We start from the raw sequence: 15,660 nt of genomic DNA, 5'->3' as shown, positions 1-15,660 counted from the left end.
ATTCAAAGAGGCTGTTGACATCAGTTTGGTTGACGAACAAGTTTCCTTTAGCTAGTGATAAAATTCAATAAGGCTGAATAACATGTACAAACAATAATTTTCGGGGGAAATTATGGCGATTGTCGTAGGAACAGGGATAATGTTCTGTTTGGTTATGAGCATTCGAACGATGTTTTCTGCTGTGAAAAGAGGTACGTTCCTTACGTTTGAAACTGTATATTTAATTGCTTTAGTATATGCCTCTTTTTTGTTAGGATTTGGTGTGATTTATTTAATTTTAACTCAATACGGCTTTCCGATTTTAGCTGAATCTGGGCGGCCTCTTTATGGGACGTATTTAGAAAATTTAACCACCTGCTTATACTTTAGTGCAGTTACGCTGTTTTCTGTAGGCTATGGGGATATCACTCCTTTCGGCATTGGAAGGTGGATTGCAATTGTACAGGCGATGATTGGCTACATATTGCCTACGGTTGTTGTTGCCAAAACAATGATTGATATTGAGAAGAAACAATAGTTGTAACATGAAGCGAAATTCGGTACGCTGAAGATAAAATGAACAACTGGAGGGATTAGATATGGCAGCTGAAGTGGGAAAGCCTGCACCAGATTTTGAGCTGACTGCTGACACTGGAGAAAAAGTAAAACTTTCTGATTTTAAAGGAAAATATGTAGTGCTGTATTTTTACCCGAAAGATATGACTCCGGGATGCACAACGGAAGCGTGCGATTTTCGCGATAAATATGAAAGCTTTCAAGAGCTTGATGCCGTCATTTTAGGAGTAAGCCCTGATCCGCAGGAACGACATCAAAAATTTAAAGAGAAGCACGGGCTCCCTTTTTTGCTTCTCGTTGATGAAGATCATAAAGTTGCGGAACAATACGGAGTATGGAAATTAAAGAAAAACTTTGGAAAAGAATACATGGGAATCGAACGATCTACTTTTATTATAGACAAACAAGGAATATTAGTGAAAGAATGGCGAAAAGTAAAAGTGAAAGGACATGTTGAAGAAGCCCTCACATTTATTCAAAATAGAGAAGAATGACAGCAAATGATTTGCTCTGTTCACCCTATGTTGTCAAGGCGGGCATTTGTGCCCGCTTTTTCCCGTGCAAAAGCGAAAATCTTTTTCTTAAATTGGTGCATTTTTTCAATGGATAGATAAAATGTTCTACTAAATTAAACGCTCCCATTGACAAAAGTCTTATAATCAATGTACACTAATTATAAATATTATAAAGTAATAATGATACAAAATAAGAATGTTTTCAAGAAATGAGGTGCATGGCGATGTCAGACAATACGTTAAAGGAAGCTCTTGAAATTTTAAAACAAACGGGAGTCCGCATCACTCCGCAGCGTCATGCGATTTTGGAGTATTTAGTTAATTCAATGAATCATCCAACTGCTGATGATATATATAAAGCGTTAGAAGGTAAGTTTCCAAACATGAGTGTTGCAACTGTTTATAACAACCTTCGGGTATTTCGTGAAGTTGGACTGGTAAAAGAATTAACGTATGGCGATGCATCTAGTCGATTCGATTTTGTGACAACGGAGCATTATCATGTCATTTGCGAGGAATGCGGAAAAATCGTTGATTTCCATTATCCAGGTTTAGACGAGGTGGAGGATCTTGCAGAGCATGTAACGAACTTTAAAGTTAGCCACCACCGAATGGAAATATACGGGAAATGCCCTGCATGTCAGCAAAAAGAAAAAAATATGCACTGAGAAAGCTGGTAGGAAAACAAACTATCAGCTTTCTCTTTTCCTTGATTTACGATTGTACTTTTCGTCGAATTCTTTGCCTTCAAGCTCTTTATCAAGAGTCAAAGGCTCTCTGCAATACATGCACATATCCACACGACCGAGCATTTTTGTCACTTTCCCGCATGAAGGACATACAACTTGAACAGCTCTCGTCGATAGCATCCCGATCCAGAAATAGACGACAGTACTTCCGATGATGGATAATAAACCAAGCAGCATGAAAATGGTCATGACCCATACATGTTCTCTGAAAAAGATGCCTATGTACATAATGATAAAACCAACAAATACTAAACTTAAGGCAAAAGTGCGGATTTTATTTATTTTGCTTGTATATTTTTTAGCCATTGTACAAACCTCCTGAACACTACTATAGCATATTTTCACTTTTTTTTCGTCACAGAACGGCCAATTGCTAACTGTATTTCGTTTTTTATTTATAGAAGCTTTTGTTTAATGTGTTTTATTCAGACAGCGGATGAATAAATGATTTGCAGAGAATCTATATACACTTAAAGAAAGGACTCGCCATCCAGATACATTAGCTGTATTATTTAATAGAAAAAGAATGCTGCTTCTCTGCAATCCGATTATTTGGCCTTTGCTTTGCTGCTGTTGTTTATACAAACCTCCGATAAACCTTTGATTATAAAATATTATGGATTACTTAATGAAAAGGCAGCACTCAATATAGCAACAAATTTTTTAGGCAGTAGCCGGAGAATTATCGACTGATGTTTAAATAATGGAAAAATATTGTTTGACTGGAACGAGTATCTTTCCGATCTGAATCGAGCGTTAAAATACATTACCATTTCGGGGCGGAAAAGTTACCATCGTCGAAGATAATCAGGAACTCAACCAGAAGAGAGAAAGTGGAAAAATTCAGTTGAATTTGCAAAATTAATTAGACAGTGTTGGCTAAAGGAAAAGCATTGTTGATGCAAAACGATATCTTTGAAGCATATAATCATATTGTTGCTGCACTGTATCACTTGTAAAGACCGGAAGTGATCGGTTTCTGGCTGCTATATGTGCTCAAGTAAACCAAGCTGTATAAATAATTAAATTAATTGAATATGATAAAGGGCAGTATAAAAACGTTTCAAATTATTTTTATATTGCGTTTGGCTGTTTAATCCGTTCAAAAGCTGATTTCTGTGCGGCTCAAAAAATGTTTTTTCCGAGTTATTTGAACATCTTAAAGTCAGACTGTATTTTGCGGATTAAGTGTGCTGCTGGAATATTTAATCGAGCGGATGCAGTTGTTTAGAATCAAAGGGAACAGGCGTTGGCAGTTTTTATTGATATTTTTAAAAAAAGTGTTGACACTAAAATTTTATGATGATATATTATAAAGCGTCGCTGTTGAAAAGATGAATAATCTTCGAAACAGCAAAATAATCTATAAATGTAAGTTTAAAAATTTTATTCCGATTGTTGACATAACTTCATTTATCTGCTAGAATAAAAAACCTGATCGGAAATGATCTTTGAAAACTGAACAAAACGAAAAGCGTGCCTGTTGATTCTAAAAGAGCATTTGGTGACAAACTTTTTTTGGAGAGTTTGATCCTGGCTCAGGACGAACGCTGGCGGCGTGCCTAATACATGCAAGTCGAGCGGACCGAAGGGAGCTTGCTCCTTTAGGTTAGCGGCGGACGGGTGAGTAACACGTGGGCAACCTGCCCTGCAGACTGGGATAACTTCGGGAAACCGGAGCTAATACCGGATAACACCGAAAACCGCATGGTTTTCGGTTGAAAGGCGGCTTTTAGCTGTCACTGCAGGATGGGCCCGCGGCGCATTAGCTAGTTGGTGAGGTAACGGCTCACCAAGGCGACGATGCGTAGCCGACCTGAGAGGGTGACCGGCCACACTGGGACTGAGACACGGCCCAGACTCCTACGGGAGGCAGCAGTAGGGAATCTTCCGCAATGGACGAAAGTCTGACGGAGCAACGCCGCGTGAGCGAAGAAGGTCTTCGGATCGTAAAGCTCTGTTGTCAGGGAAGAACAAGTGCCGTTCGAACAGGGCGGTACCTTGACGGTACCTGACGAGGAAGCCACGGCTAACTACGTGCCAGCAGCCGCGGTAATACGTAGGTGGCAAGCGTTGTCCGGAATTATTGGGCGTAAAGCGCGCGCAGGCGGTTCCTTAAGTCTGATGTGAAATCTCGCGGCTCAACCGCGAGCGGCCATTGGAAACTGGGGAACTTGAGTGCAGGAGAGGGGAGCGGAATTCCACGTGTAGCGGTGAAATGCGTAGAGATGTGGAGGAACACCAGTGGCGAAGGCGGCTCTCTGGCCTGTAACTGACGCTGAGGCGCGAAAGCGTGGGGAGCGAACAGGATTAGATACCCTGGTAGTCCACGCCGTAAACGATGAGTGCTAAGTGTTAGAGGGTATCCACCCTTTAGTGCTGCAGCAAACGCATTAAGCACTCCGCCTGGGGAGTACGGCCGCAAGGCTGAAACTCAAAGGAATTGACGGGGACCCGCACAAGCGGTGGAGCATGTGGTTTAATTCGAAGCAACGCGAAGAACCTTACCAGGTCTTGACATCCCCTGACAACCCTAGAGATAGGGCGTTCCCCTTTCGGGGACAGGGTGACAGGTGGTGCATGGTTGTCGTCAGCTCGTGTCGTGAGATGTTGGGTTAAGTCCCGCAACGAGCGCAACCCTTGACCTTAGTTGCCAGCATTCAGTTGGGCACTCTAAGGTGACTGCCGGCTAAAAGTCGGAGGAAGGTGGGGATGACGTCAAATCATCATGCCCCTTATGACCTGGGCTACACACGTGCTACAATGGGTGGTACAAAGGGCAGCGAAACCGCGAGGTGGAGCGAATCCCAAAAAACCACTCTCAGTTCGGATTGCAGGCTGCAACTCGCCTGCATGAAGCCGGAATCGCTAGTAATCGCGGATCAGCATGCCGCGGTGAATACGTTCCCGGGTCTTGTACACACCGCCCGTCACACCACGAGAGTTTGTAACACCCGAAGTCGGTGGGGTAACCCTTACGGGAGCCAGCCGCCGAAGGTGGGACAAATGATTGGGGTGAAGTCGTAACAAGGTAGCCGTATCGGAAGGTGCGGCTGGATCACCTCCTTTCTAAGGATATATACATTGAAATAGGGTGCGCTTTTCCGTTTTGTTTAGTTTTGAAGGATCATATCCTTCTTGATTGTTCTTTGAAAACTGGATAACGGAAAGACATTCACGAATAGATCGCTCATGTTAGGAAGAAACGGTTAAGTTAGAAAGGGCGCACGGTGGATGCCTTGGCACTAGGAGCCGATGAAGGACGGGACAAACACCGAAATGCTTCGGGGAGCTGTAAGTAAGCGTCGATCCGGAGATGTCCGAATGGGGGAACCCACTGCCCGTAATGGGGCAGTATCCATACCTGAATCCATAGGGTATGGAGGGCAACCCGGGGAACTGAAACATCTAAGTACCCGGAGGAAGAGAAAGCAACAGCGATTCCCTGAGTAGCGGCGAGCGAAACGGGAACAGCCCAAACCAAGAGGCGTGCCTCTTGGGGTTGTAGGACACTCGATTAAGGAGTGACAAAGGAACGGGGTAGACGAAGAGGTCTGGAAAGGCCCGTCAGAGAAGGTAACAACCCTGTAGTCGAAACTCCGTTCCCTCCCGAGTGGATCCTGAGTACGGCGGGACACGTGAAATCCCGTCGGAAGCAGGGAGGACCATCTCCCAAGGCTAAATACTCCCTAGTGACCGATAGTGAACCAGTACCGTGAGGGAAAGGTGAAAAGCACCCCGGGAGGGGAGTGAAAGAGAACCTGAAACCGTGTGCCTACAAGTAGTCAGAGCCCGTTAACGGGTGATGGCGTGCCTTTTGTAGAATGAACCGGCGAGTTGCGATTTCGTGCAAGGTTAAGCCGAAAGGCGGAGCCGCAGCGAAAGCGAGTCTGAAGAGGGCGAAATAGTACGAGGTCGCAGACCCGAAACCAGGTGATCTACCCATGTCCAGGGTGAAGGCAAGGTAACACTTGCTGGAGGCCCGAACCCACGCACGTTGAAAAGTGCGGGGATGAGGTGTGGGTAGGGGTGAAATGCCAATCGAACTTGGAGATAGCTGGTTCTCTCCGAAATAGCTTTAGGGCTAGCCTCAAGGGAAGAGTCTTGGAGGTAGAGCACTGATTGGACGAGGGGCCCCCATCGGGTTACCGAATTCAGTCAAACTCCGAATGCCAATGACTTATCCTTGGGAGTCAGACTGCGAGTGATAAGATCCGTGGTCAAAAGGGAAACAGCCCAGACCGCCAGCTAAGGTCCCAAAGTATACGTTAAGTGGAAAAGGATGTGGAGCTGCTTAGACAACCAGGATGTTGGCTTAGAAGCAGCCACCATTTAAAGAGTGCGTAATAGCTCACTGGTCGAGTGGCTCTGCGCCGAAAATGTACCGGGGCTAAACGTATCACCGAAGCTGCGGGTTGACACCGTTGGTGTCAGCGGTAGGAGAGCGTTCTAAGGGCATCGAAGCCGGACCGGAAGGACCGGTGGAGCGCTTAGAAGTGAGAATGCCGGTATGAGTAGCGAAAGAGGGGTGAGAATCCCCTCCGCCGAAAGCCTAAGGTTTCCTGAGGAAGGCTCGTCCGCTCAGGGTTAGTCGGGACCTAAGCCGAGGCCGAAAGGCGTAGGTGATGGACAACAGGTTGATATTCCTGTACCACCTCCTCACCGTTTGAGCAATGGGGGGACGCAGGAGGATAGGGCAAGCGCGCGGCTGGATGTGCGCGTCCAAGCAGTTAGGCTGGCAAGCAGGCAAATCCGCTTGCCGTGTGCTTGAGCTGTGATGGCGAGGGAAAGGAAGTACCGAAGTTCCCGATTCCACACTGCCAAGAAAAGCCTCTAGCGAGGTGAGAGGTGCCCGTACCGCAAACCGACACAGGTAGGCGAGGAGAGAATCCTAAGGTGAGCGAGAGAACTCTCGTTAAGGAACTCGGCAAAATGACCCCGTAACTTCGGGAGAAGGGGTGCTCATCAAGGTGATAAGCCATGATGAGCCGCAGTGAAAAGGCCCAGGCGACTGTTTAGCAAAAACACAGGTCTCTGCGAAACCGTAAGGTGAAGTATAGGGGCTGACGCCTGCCCGGTGCTGGAAGGTTAAGGGGAGCGCTTAAGCTGTAGCTGAAGGTGCGAACCGAAGCCCCAGTAAACGGCGGCCGTAACTATAACGGTCCTAAGGTAGCGAAATTCCTTGTCGGGTAAGTTCCGACCCGCACGAAAGGCGTAACGATCTGGGCACTGTCTCAACGAGAGACTCGGTGAAATTATAGTACCTGTGAAGATGCAGGTTACCCGCGACAGGACGGAAAGACCCCGTGGAGCTTTACTGCAGCCTGATATTGAATGTGGGTACAGCTTGTACAGGATAGGTAGGAGCCAGAGACGCGTGAGCGCCAGCTTGCGCTGAGGCGACGGTGGGATACTACCCTGGCTGTACTGACATTCTAACCCGCGCCCCTGATCGGGGCGGGAGACAGTGTCAGGTGGGCAGTTTGACTGGGGCGGTCGCCTCCTAAAAGGTAACGGAGGCGCCCAAAGGTTCCCTCAGAATGGTTGGAAATCATTCGGAGAGTGCAAAGGCAGAAGGGAGCTTGACTGCGAGACCTACAAGTCGAGCAGGGACGAAAGTCGGGCTTAGTGATCCGGTGGTTCCGCATGGAAGGGCCATCGCTCAACGGATAAAAGCTACCCCGGGGATAACAGGCTGATCTCCCCCAAGAGTCCACATCGACGGGGAGGTTTGGCACCTCGATGTCGGCTCATCGCATCCTGGGGCTGTAGTCGGTCCCAAGGGTTGGGCTGTTCGCCCATTAAAGCGGTACGCGAGCTGGGTTCAGAACGTCGTGAGACAGTTCGGTCCCTATCCGTCGCGGGCGCAGGAAATTTGAGAGGAGCTGTCCTTAGTACGAGAGGACCGGGATGGACGCACCGCTGGTGTACCAGTTGTCCCGCCAGGGGCATCGCTGGGTAGCTATGTGCGGAAGGGATAAGCGCTGAAAGCATCTAAGCGTGAAGCCCCCCTCAAGATGAGATTTCCCATCGCTAAAAGCGAGTAAGATCCCTTGAAGATGACGAGGTAGATAGGTCCGAGGTGGAAGCGTGGTGACACGTGGAGCTGACGGATACTAATCGATCGAGGACTTAACCAAGTAGGAGCATCTATTCGTGAAGGAACCGTTATCTAGTTTTGAAAGAATCATGTTCAAAAAGGAATTGACAACTACGGTCAAAAAGTTATAATAGTAGTTGTCTATCCACTGAATGGAACAAATGAATACAATAATTTGCTTGGTGGCAATGGCGAAGAGGTCACACCCGTTCCCATCCCGAACACGGAAGTTAAGCTCTTCAGCGCCGATGGTAGTGAGGGTCTATCCCTTGTGAGAGTAGGACGCTGCCAGGCAATCACTTTACAATAGAAAAGAAGTTGTAAGTTTGTTTCTTTCAAATTTGATTCAGCCTATAGAAAATGAGGCATTCTACATAATAGTAACATCAGCTAGTCTTCTTTTACATTCCGCAGTAGCTCAGTGGTAGAGCATTCGGCTGTTAACCGAACGGTCGCAGGTTCGAATCCTGCCTGCGGAGCCATTTGGAGAGCTGTCCGAGTGGTCGAAGGAGCACGATTGGAAATCGTGTAGACGGTCAACGCCGTCTCAAGGGTTCGAATCCCTTGCTCTCCGCCAGAATGAAATTTTTGGCCCGTTGGTCAAGTGGTTAAGACACCGCCCTTTCACGGCGGTAACACGGGTTCGAATCCCGTACGGGTCACCATGGAGGATTAGCTCAGCTGGGAGAGCACTTGCCTTACAAGCAAGGGGTCGGCGGTTCGATCCCGTCATCCTCCACCATGTACATAGTAAATAAAATGAATATTAATGAATTTCGGCGCTAGGGCCACAGCATGTTATGATATGTATACATAATTTTTGTGTGAAGAGTGTTTATTGTTTTATCGGCGCGGGGTGGAGCAGTCCGGTAGCTCGTCGGGCTCATAACCCGAAGGTCGCAGGTTCAAATCCTGCCCCCGCAACCAATGGTCCCGTAGTGTAGCGGTTAACATGCCTGCCTGTCACGCAGGAGATCGCGGGTTCGATTCCCGTCGGGACCGCCATAAAAGGCTCGGTAGCTCAGTCGGTAGAGCAAAGGACTGAAAATCCTTGTGTCGGCGGTTCGATTCCGTCCCGAGCCACCATTATATGTATACATATGCCGGTGTAGCTCAATTGGTAGAGCAACTGACTTGTAATCAGTAGGTTGGGGGTTCGATTCCTCTCGCCGGCATTTTTTACAATCGGAGGGGTAGCGAAGTGGCTAAACGCGGCGGACTGTAAATCCGCTCCCTTAGGGTTCGGCGGTTCGAATCCGTCCCCCTCCACCATGATAGGGGCATAGTTTAACGGTAGAACAGAGGTCTCCAAAACCTCCGGTGTGGGTTCGATTCCTACTGCCCCTGCCATTTATAAGATGGCGACTGTGGCGAAGTGGTTAACGCACCAGATTGTGGCTCTGGCATTCGTGGGTTCGATTCCCATCAGTCGCCCCATATTAATATCATTGGGCTATAGCCAAGCGGTAAGGCAACGGACTTTGACTCCGTGATGCGCTGGTTCGAATCCAGCTAGCCCAGCCACCTTTTAAATTTAAGTGCGGAAGTAGTTCAGTGGTAGAACACCACCTTGCCAAGGTGGGGGTCGCGGGTTCGAATCCCGTCTTCCGCTCCAATAATGGCGGCATAGCCAAGTGGTAAGGCAGAGGTCTGCAAAACCTTTATCCCCGGTTCGAATCCGGGTGCCGCCTCCATTATTACAAGCCGGGGTGGCGGAATTGGCAGACGCACAGGACTTAAAATCCTGCGGTAGGTGACTACCGTACCGGTTCAAGTCCGGTCCTCGGCACCAGTGAGGAATTGCATCAATATCATTACGCCGATGTGGCGGAACTGGCAGACGCGCACGACTCAAAATCGTGTTCCCTTGCGGGAGTGTGGGTTCGACTCCCACCATCGGCATCATTAGTATCCGATATCTCACGATCAAAAATCGTGGAAGCTTTAATACGACTGCAAACGCAGTCGTTTTTCATTTTTTGGAAAACCGGAAGAATCCGATAGAATTCGAAAAAATTTTGCACGAATTTTGCACGGCTATTTTGTATGGTAGAGCTCCTCCATTGCACGGGATTCTTTTTGCTCCATCTCGTCCAAAATGTGTGAATACGTCTGAAATGTTGTCACAATGTCCTTATGACCAAGATGTCGAGAAACGTATTTAATATTCATCCCTTTATATAGGAGCATTGATGCGTGAGTGTGGCGAAGGCCATAACAAGTAATTGGCTTAATCCCGATCGTACCGCCTTTGTTTTTTGTCATGTAGACACCTCATTTTTTAGTCTATTATTACTATAATAATCTGTGTCTGCTTTTAGTCTAACATTACTTGTTACCTATTCTCTTCATCATACTCCAAAAATAGGTCTTGTAAATCTCCATTAATTGGTTCATTATTATTGTTAATTGTCACTTTAAACTCAATATCCTCTTCTCCTATTGATACTACCCCATCTAACACCCCTAAAATATTAGATACAGCATCCACTTCTACTTGTTCGATTATTTTAAATAATATTTCTTTATTTTTATCTGATAGTTCTGAATAAAACATCAACGCTTCTTTCCAATAAGGGTCTGTAACTTCATTAATATCAGTATTATTGAATATATCTCGATAAAAATTACGATTTTCTTTTATAATTGACTGATGTAAAAGTTTAACAAACTCTTCTTTATTCATATATCTCATCTCCTTCTCATCTCTGGATACAATTGTTTATTTAATTCAATTAATTTTCGAAGTTGAGAATTAGGAATGTCTGGATATACTCTTCTTAACTCCATTATATCTCTTGCTAATAATTGTCTTACACTCTCAATTCCTTTTGAACTTCTCAAAACTATTCCCCTAGGACCTTTTCTTGTATGTCCAGCTTTTGGTATTAATATTGCTGGTGCATTATTTGGATCATAATTTCGAATGAATTTTTTCATAATTGCTTTTTGTCCAACATGATGTGCATCTAACCTCGGTACACCTTTTATTTCTTTATATAATCCTACATCATACTTACTAAATTTACCCGTACCCTTACCGTCCACCTCATCCCCAGTTTTGCCAATCATGTTAATCGCAGTTTCTTTTACTTCTTCCTTAGCCTTGCTCATCCATACGCGGGACGCTGGACCAATTCCCGCCAAGGCTGGCTGCCATTGGACAGACGAAACGCTGGTAAGACGGTCATCCCATTGCTTCTTAAAATATCGCAGCGTTTTGGTAATCGGCGCTTTCACGACTTGGAGGTACGCCGCTTGAAAGACAGACATCATTTTATCATAGCGGAGAACATATTTCATTTGCGGGACCAATTTCGAAACATCCGCTGCTATCCCGGCCGCTTTCGCTCCTTTGATCCCCGCTTTTCCAGCGATTCCTGCCCCTTTGGCTGGAGGAATGACGGACAACAATAACATTCCTCCCGTAACCAGGCGGTCCCATCCGGATATCCGTTCTCCAGTAATCGGGTCGTATTCTCCAAACAACCGCTACAAGTCATACCAGCCAAGAAGCTCCAGACTGAATTCTTTTATGTTGTCGGCGAGCGTTTGGTCTGCCTGTCTGTGTCTGATGGACGCGGCCGTCTGATACAGCAGTTCCTCCGCTTCATTCAGCTTTTCTCCATAGCGGTCGAGCCAATGAATCAGTTCGTCTGTAAGCTCGCGGATGGCGGCGGAACCGATGCCGGGAATCTCCATGGCAAAAAGAGGGAATCTCCTGGGAAAGCAAGGTCCGCGCGCGTTGTATAGAGCATTGCTCTATATAGTTTATTCGAAGTGCTCCTTGAGGAATAAACAATCCGCTTGAACTTTTTGTTCAAGCGGATTGTTTATTTATCGATATATTAGGGAATCTTGCTTCACACACTATAACAAAATTACTTTACCGTAATACTAGGAGGATATATTGATAATATTTCAATTACATCATTAGAAGTTAAAAATACATAATGTTCTACCTCTCTTGACTCGTATATACCGCAACTTTCTTTATGAAACCATTTCAAATATTCTGAGTTTTTAACTTTAAATAAAGACCAATCACTATAAAAATCTGTACCGTAATATTGATCTAAATAATTTAGCGTTTCTAATAACGAACCTTCATCAGTATTTCTATACGATAATACTCCTTCTTTAAAATTCACTACAACTTTTTTTTCACCATTTTCATCACTAAATTCTAAAATAACACCATCTTTACCATCCAAAAGCATATCATTATAAATTGTTGAAGGTATATCATCTAGCGGTATCCATCTTTCCCATTGTTCCATAAAACTTCCTCCATATTTGTTTTCTAGTAACGAAACTTTATTCTCTTCTTGCCATCTTGAATTTCAAGTGTAGGACGGCCATCACTACTTCTCTTTCTAACAATAACTGTTCTTCCATCCTTTAAAATACCGACTTTGAGGTCAGGCGTATCCTTAGTAATTTTAGGTCCCAACGAGTGAAAGTCATTCATTGCTTCACTAAATCCACCAGATAACTCATACTGAATAGTTCTTCCTTTTGTTGCTCTTCCAGGCTTAGCAACTTTAATTAAATCATCAACTGTTTTGCCAGTACCCTTAGTGCCAAGTTCAACGCCATCGTTGCCTGCTTTACTTCCGCCTAAATTTACCCCCGTCTTCTCACTCAGATAAGCTCGAACTTTATTCTCCAATCCATTGGTGTTTTCGGGCGGAACTTTAACGTTCTCAATCCCTTCCATGGCAAATCCCATTTGCCGGTCAGGGATTGAATTTTTCAGATTGGTCAGGCTATGTCAATTGTTGGGGTGCACTGGATGAGAAATGCTTGATACAGCTGTTCTAAGTTAGACCTTGCATTACTTTGCGATATCCACTTCTTAAAAACTTTTTACATAATAAGCTTTCTTTAATATGATTTTTTGTATTTACGAATTTAAGAAATAACCGGTGCAAAGTTAAACTCCACCATTATCGAAAAAAATCCCCTCATAAGTAAACAGTAAATTGATGCATATTTACTGTCTCCTTATAGGGGGATGCTGTCAAAATTCGGCTACTTTTTCCTTTTCGTTCAAATAACCGGATAATAAAAGCCTTTGCTGTCAAATATATTTTGTCTATTATTGTTTTTCATCAACAGGCGTGACGGCGTCGTGCAGATATGTTTCTAATTCTTTGCGATAAAGGTTTTGCTCCTCTTCTGTCCACTCCAAGTTTTTCGCCATATATTGAATAACGGATTCCTTCCATTGGTGAACTGAATGAATTTCAAAAAATAACGATCCCGTTCTCCGGATAAAGAAGTCCTCCGGTTTTACGACCATCTCTTCTTCCAAACCATATTGAAGCTGGGCTAAAACATCAATCGGTAATTGAAACTCACCTCTTACTTTCTTTAATTCAACTGCCAGTTCAAACACCCGGTCTACATTCGTTCCATATAATCGGACCAATCTTTCCGATTGTTTTCTGCTAAATCCCAATTTTTCTCCCTGTTCAACTTTTTTAGTTACGAACGATTCAAAATTTGTTGAACCTCCGAAATCTCCTCCCGAAATCGGCAGGTTTTTCGTTCTGCAAGGGGAAAATGCTTCGTTTTCTTCCTCTTTTAATAATTTGGCAACAAGATCAACGATCGTTTCTGCCATTTTACGGTATCCTGTTAATTTTCCGCCGGCAATGGTAATAATACCTGAATCAGACGTCCAAATTTCATCTTTGCGTGATATTTCAGAAGGACTTTTTCCTTCTTCATGGATTAATGGTCTGAGCCCGGCCCAGCTTGATTCAATATCTTCCACGGTGATATGGACCGTTGGGAACATATAATTAATGGCCTTAATAAGATAATCTCGATCTTCAACAGTCATTTTAGGATGTGCAATATCCCCATCATAGAAAGTATCTGTTGTGCCAACGTAAGTTTTTCCATCACGCGGAATGGCAAACACCATTCGTCCATCAGGTGTATCAAAATAGATCGCTTGTTTTAATGGGAATCGGCTTTGGTCAAAAACAAGGTGAATTCCTTTTGACAAAATCAAATGTTTTCCTTTTAAAGAGTGATCTTTTTCCCGTAACGTATCGACCCAAGGGCCTGTTGCATTTATAATTTTCTTTGCGAACACTTGATATGATTCTCCTGTTAATTGGTCAACAACTTTTACACCTACGGCTTTGCCTTGTTCATAAATAAATTCGTCTACCTTTGCATAGTTAATCGCTTTTGCACCGCATTCGACTGCCTTTTTCATAACTTCAATTGTCAAGCGGGCATCGTCAGTTCGATATTCGACATAATATCCTCCGCCTAATAATCCATCTTGCTTTAATAAAGGTTCTTTATCAATAGTTTGCTTTGCATTCAACATCGTTCTTCGTTCGCTTTTCTTCACGTCAGCAAGGTAATCGTAAATTTTCAGTCCAATGGATGTGCTCCATTTACCGAATGTTCCTCCTTTATAAATCGGAAGAAGCATCCATTCAGGTGTAGTTACATGCGGGCCATTTTCATAGACGATCGCGCGTTCTTTCCCAACTTCAGCGACTAACTTCACTTCCAGCTGTTTTAAATAACGGAGGCCTCCGTGCACAAGCTTCGTGGAACGGCTTGAGGTTCCTGCGGCAAAATCCTGCATCTCAAATAAAACTGTTTTCATTCCACGTGTTGTTGCATCAAGTGCAATTCCTGCACCTGTAATACCACCGCCAATAATGATTACATCAAACTGTTTTCCATCGACGTCTTTTAATATTTCTTGTCTTTGATAAGCAAATACATTTTTGTTCATTTGTTATTCCTCCTGTGATCCGTCAAAAGTCCTAAAAAAAGAGACCACATACACACTACGCTTCTTCTACAGACGTAATGCTATGTGGTCTCTCCTTGTCTCCAACCGAATATTAACTTTGAATGTATTATAGCATATTCTTCATCTTCTGAAAATTCTTTTGTATGCGAATTTAAAATTCAAAGCTTTTCCCCATAATGAACTTTTCTTTATTCAGTTGATGAAGAATCAGTGTTTGAAAACGCTATTGACACCATCGCACAAGCCATTTTTTCTTCATTCAATTGATGAAGATGGCTTGCGTCTTTCATGTCTTCTACAGCGTTTCTGAAACTGAATGTCTAAAACTGCCGCCAAAACCTAAAGCATCGAAAAATTGGGTAGCCATTCAAAATAAATTATGACTGTTCAAATTCTTTCCATAATTGCTTATTGGATGTTGTCACGGCTGCAGCACCAGCTTGTAAAGCATTGTTGACATCGTCAATACTGCGGATAAATCCACCAGCAAAGATCGGGATTTGAATTCGTTGATGAATTTCAGCAATAATGTTCGGCATGGCGCCAGGTAAAACCTCAATCACATCGGGTTTTGTTTTTTCTAATAAGGAATAGCTTTTTTCTAAAGCGTTTGAGTCAATGAGAAAAACTCGTTGAATGGCCAATACGCCTTTTTGTTTCGCTTTCAAAACGACACTTGCTTTTGTCGAAAGCAGTCCATAGGGCTTGAAGGACTGGCATAAATATTCGGTTGCGTATTCATCATTTTTAAGACCATGTATTAAATCAACATGCAATAACAAGTTTTTACAATGCTGCTTAGAAATATTGACGATATTTTTCAACTGGGCAATATGGACATCTAATAACACACCATATGCATAGGAACTCTGAAGAAAAATTTCAAAATCCTTCATATTGCGAATCGCTGGAATAATTTTTTGATCTTTATATTCCATTGTTCGTTCC

General features: G+C 44.1%; 9 protein-coding genes, 16 tRNA genes, 3 rRNA genes and 2 pseudogenes. 22 read left to right on the top strand and 8 right to left on the bottom strand.

What is annotated here, in order from left to right; translation table 11 throughout:
- The first annotated feature begins 112 nt into the window (after window positions 1-112).
- From NSQ41_RS15685 to perR, 3 genes are all read left to right on the top strand, one after another.
- The gene (locus tag NSQ41_RS15685; RefSeq protein ID WP_063386252.1) at window positions 113-517 is read left to right on the top strand and encodes an ion channel; all 405 of its coding nucleotides are present in this window, start codon (window positions 113-115) and stop codon (window positions 515-517) included.
- 61 nt (window positions 518-578) lie between these two features.
- Window positions 579-1,049, top strand: coding sequence for a thioredoxin-dependent thiol peroxidase (bcp, locus tag NSQ41_RS15680; RefSeq protein WP_063386251.1), 471 nt, complete (start codon window positions 579-581; stop codon window positions 1,047-1,049).
- Between the two features lie 245 nt (window positions 1,050-1,294).
- Complete coding sequence (gene perR, locus NSQ41_RS15675) at window positions 1,295-1,738, top strand: peroxide-responsive transcriptional repressor PerR (RefSeq protein ID WP_186439264.1); 444 nt, start codon at window positions 1,295-1,297, stop codon at window positions 1,736-1,738.
- Between the two features lie 24 nt (window positions 1,739-1,762).
- On the opposite strand, the gene NSQ41_RS15670 is transcribed toward perR, so the two are convergent.
- The gene (locus NSQ41_RS15670; protein ID WP_063386249.1) at window positions 1,763-2,125 is read right to left on the bottom strand and encodes a YgzB family protein; all 363 of its coding nucleotides are present in this window, start codon (window positions 2,123-2,125) and stop codon (window positions 1,763-1,765) included.
- A gap of 1,209 nt (window positions 2,126-3,334) precedes the next feature.
- Between NSQ41_RS15670 and NSQ41_RS15665 the strand changes: the two genes are divergently transcribed.
- The 19 genes from NSQ41_RS15665 (at window position 3,335) to NSQ41_RS15575 (ending at window position 9,821) form a co-directional block, all read left to right on the top strand.
- Window positions 3,335-4,888: ribosomal RNA gene (locus NSQ41_RS15665) — 16S ribosomal RNA — on the top strand.
- Window positions 4,889-5,026: 138 nt separating this feature from the next.
- A 23S ribosomal RNA gene (locus tag NSQ41_RS15660) occupies window positions 5,027-7,959 on the top strand.
- Between the two features lie 138 nt (window positions 7,960-8,097).
- A 5S ribosomal RNA gene (rrf, locus tag NSQ41_RS15655) occupies window positions 8,098-8,213 on the top strand.
- Together the 16S, 23S and 5S rRNA genes with 16 tRNA genes alongside form the textbook arrangement of a ribosomal RNA operon.
- A gap of 113 nt (window positions 8,214-8,326) precedes the next feature.
- Window positions 8,327-8,401 (top strand) — tRNA-Asn (locus NSQ41_RS15650).
- Window positions 8,402-8,404: 3 nt separating this feature from the next.
- Window positions 8,405-8,496, top strand: a tRNA-Ser gene (locus tag NSQ41_RS15645).
- Window positions 8,497-8,509: 13 nt separating this feature from the next.
- Window positions 8,510-8,584: transfer RNA gene (locus NSQ41_RS15640), tRNA-Glu, on the top strand.
- A 1-nt stretch (window position 8,585) separates the two neighbouring features.
- Window positions 8,586-8,661: transfer RNA gene (locus NSQ41_RS15635), tRNA-Val, on the top strand.
- 108 nt (window positions 8,662-8,769) lie between these two features.
- Window positions 8,770-8,846 (top strand) — tRNA-Met (locus tag NSQ41_RS15630).
- 2 nt (window positions 8,847-8,848) lie between these two features.
- Window positions 8,849-8,924, top strand: a tRNA-Asp gene (locus tag NSQ41_RS15625).
- Between the two features lie 5 nt (window positions 8,925-8,929).
- Window positions 8,930-9,005, top strand: a tRNA-Phe gene (locus tag NSQ41_RS15620).
- A gap of 16 nt (window positions 9,006-9,021) precedes the next feature.
- A tRNA-Thr gene (locus NSQ41_RS15615) sits at window positions 9,022-9,094 on the top strand.
- 12 nt (window positions 9,095-9,106) lie between these two features.
- Window positions 9,107-9,191 (top strand) — tRNA-Tyr (locus NSQ41_RS15610).
- Between the two features lie 4 nt (window positions 9,192-9,195).
- Window positions 9,196-9,269: transfer RNA gene (locus tag NSQ41_RS15605), tRNA-Trp, on the top strand.
- 11 nt (window positions 9,270-9,280) lie between these two features.
- Window positions 9,281-9,356 (top strand) — tRNA-His (locus tag NSQ41_RS15600).
- Between the two features lie 12 nt (window positions 9,357-9,368).
- Window positions 9,369-9,443: transfer RNA gene (locus NSQ41_RS15595), tRNA-Gln, on the top strand.
- A gap of 16 nt (window positions 9,444-9,459) precedes the next feature.
- A tRNA-Gly gene (locus tag NSQ41_RS15590) sits at window positions 9,460-9,534 on the top strand.
- A 5-nt stretch (window positions 9,535-9,539) separates the two neighbouring features.
- Window positions 9,540-9,613 (top strand) — tRNA-Cys (locus tag NSQ41_RS15585).
- A 9-nt stretch (window positions 9,614-9,622) separates the two neighbouring features.
- Window positions 9,623-9,711: transfer RNA gene (locus NSQ41_RS15580), tRNA-Leu, on the top strand.
- 26 nt (window positions 9,712-9,737) lie between these two features.
- A tRNA-Leu gene (locus NSQ41_RS15575) sits at window positions 9,738-9,821 on the top strand.
- A 135-nt stretch (window positions 9,822-9,956) separates the two neighbouring features.
- Here the strand turns inward: NSQ41_RS15575 and NSQ41_RS15570 are convergent.
- The 7 genes and pseudogenes from NSQ41_RS15570 to NSQ41_RS15540 form a co-directional block, all read right to left on the bottom strand.
- Window positions 9,957-10,154 (bottom strand): annotated as a pseudogene (locus NSQ41_RS15570) (tyrosine-type recombinase/integrase); the annotation flags it as partial.
- Window positions 10,155-10,254: 100 nt separating this feature from the next.
- Window positions 10,255-10,605 carry a hypothetical protein gene (locus tag NSQ41_RS15565; RefSeq protein WP_029761977.1) on the bottom strand — a complete coding sequence of 117 codons (351 nt, stop codon included), beginning with the start codon at window positions 10,603-10,605 and terminating at the stop codon, window positions 10,255-10,257.
- A 5-nt stretch (window positions 10,606-10,610) separates the two neighbouring features.
- A pseudogene (locus tag NSQ41_RS15560) lies at window positions 10,611-11,721 on the bottom strand (pre-toxin TG domain-containing protein).
- A gap of 79 nt (window positions 11,722-11,800) precedes the next feature.
- Window positions 11,801-12,199 (bottom strand): hypothetical protein, encoded by a 399-nt coding sequence (locus tag NSQ41_RS15555; RefSeq protein WP_117017390.1) that lies wholly within the window; start codon window positions 12,197-12,199, stop codon window positions 11,801-11,803.
- Window positions 12,200-12,222: 23 nt separating this feature from the next.
- Entirely contained in the window at window positions 12,223-12,639 is a 417-nt protein-coding gene (locus tag NSQ41_RS15550) for a hypothetical protein (protein WP_327848253.1), read from the bottom strand.
- A gap of 381 nt (window positions 12,640-13,020) precedes the next feature.
- Window positions 13,021-14,691, bottom strand: coding sequence for a glycerol-3-phosphate dehydrogenase/oxidase (locus NSQ41_RS15545; protein WP_311066452.1), 1,671 nt, complete (start codon window positions 14,689-14,691; stop codon window positions 13,021-13,023).
- A gap of 398 nt (window positions 14,692-15,089) precedes the next feature.
- Window positions 15,090-15,650 carry a glycerol-3-phosphate responsive antiterminator gene (locus tag NSQ41_RS15540; protein WP_063387204.1) on the bottom strand — a complete coding sequence of 187 codons (561 nt, stop codon included), beginning with the start codon at window positions 15,648-15,650 and terminating at the stop codon, window positions 15,090-15,092.
- Between the last annotated feature and the right edge of the window lie 10 nt (window positions 15,651-15,660).

Origin of the sequence: Aeribacillus sp. FSL K6-8210 (assembly GCF_037963925.1) — a bacterium.
Lineage (GTDB): Bacteria > Bacillota > Bacilli > Bacillales > Aeribacillaceae > Aeribacillus > Aeribacillus composti.
Note: the sequence above shows the minus strand (reverse complement) of the source record. Positions and strands in the feature narration are given on the sequence as shown.

Coding starts and splice junctions, on each gene's coding strand:
- NSQ41_RS15685 (WP_063386252.1), top strand. CDS start 113: ATGGCGATTGTCGTAGGAACAGGGATAATGTTCTGTTTGGTTATGAGC.
- bcp (WP_063386251.1), top strand. CDS start 579: ATGGCAGCTGAAGTGGGAAAGCCTGCACCAGATTTTGAGCTGACTGCT.
- perR (WP_186439264.1), top strand. CDS start 1,295: ATGTCAGACAATACGTTAAAGGAAGCTCTTGAAATTTTAAAACAAACG.
- NSQ41_RS15670 (WP_063386249.1), bottom strand. CDS start 2,125: ATGGCTAAAAAATATACAAGCAAAATAAATAAAATCCGCACTTTTGCC.
- NSQ41_RS15565 (WP_029761977.1), bottom strand. CDS start 10,605: ATGAATAAAGAAGAGTTTGTTAAACTTTTACATCAGTCAATTATAAAA.
- NSQ41_RS15555 (WP_117017390.1), bottom strand. CDS start 12,199: ATGGAACAATGGGAAAGATGGATACCGCTAGATGATATACCTTCAACA.
- NSQ41_RS15550 (WP_327848253.1), bottom strand. CDS start 12,639: ATGGAAGGGATTGAGAACGTTAAAGTTCCGCCCGAAAACACCAATGGA.
- NSQ41_RS15545 (WP_311066452.1), bottom strand. CDS start 14,691: ATGAACAAAAATGTATTTGCTTATCAAAGACAAGAAATATTAAAAGAC.
- NSQ41_RS15540 (WP_063387204.1), bottom strand. CDS start 15,650: ATGGAATATAAAGATCAAAAAATTATTCCAGCGATTCGCAATATGAAG.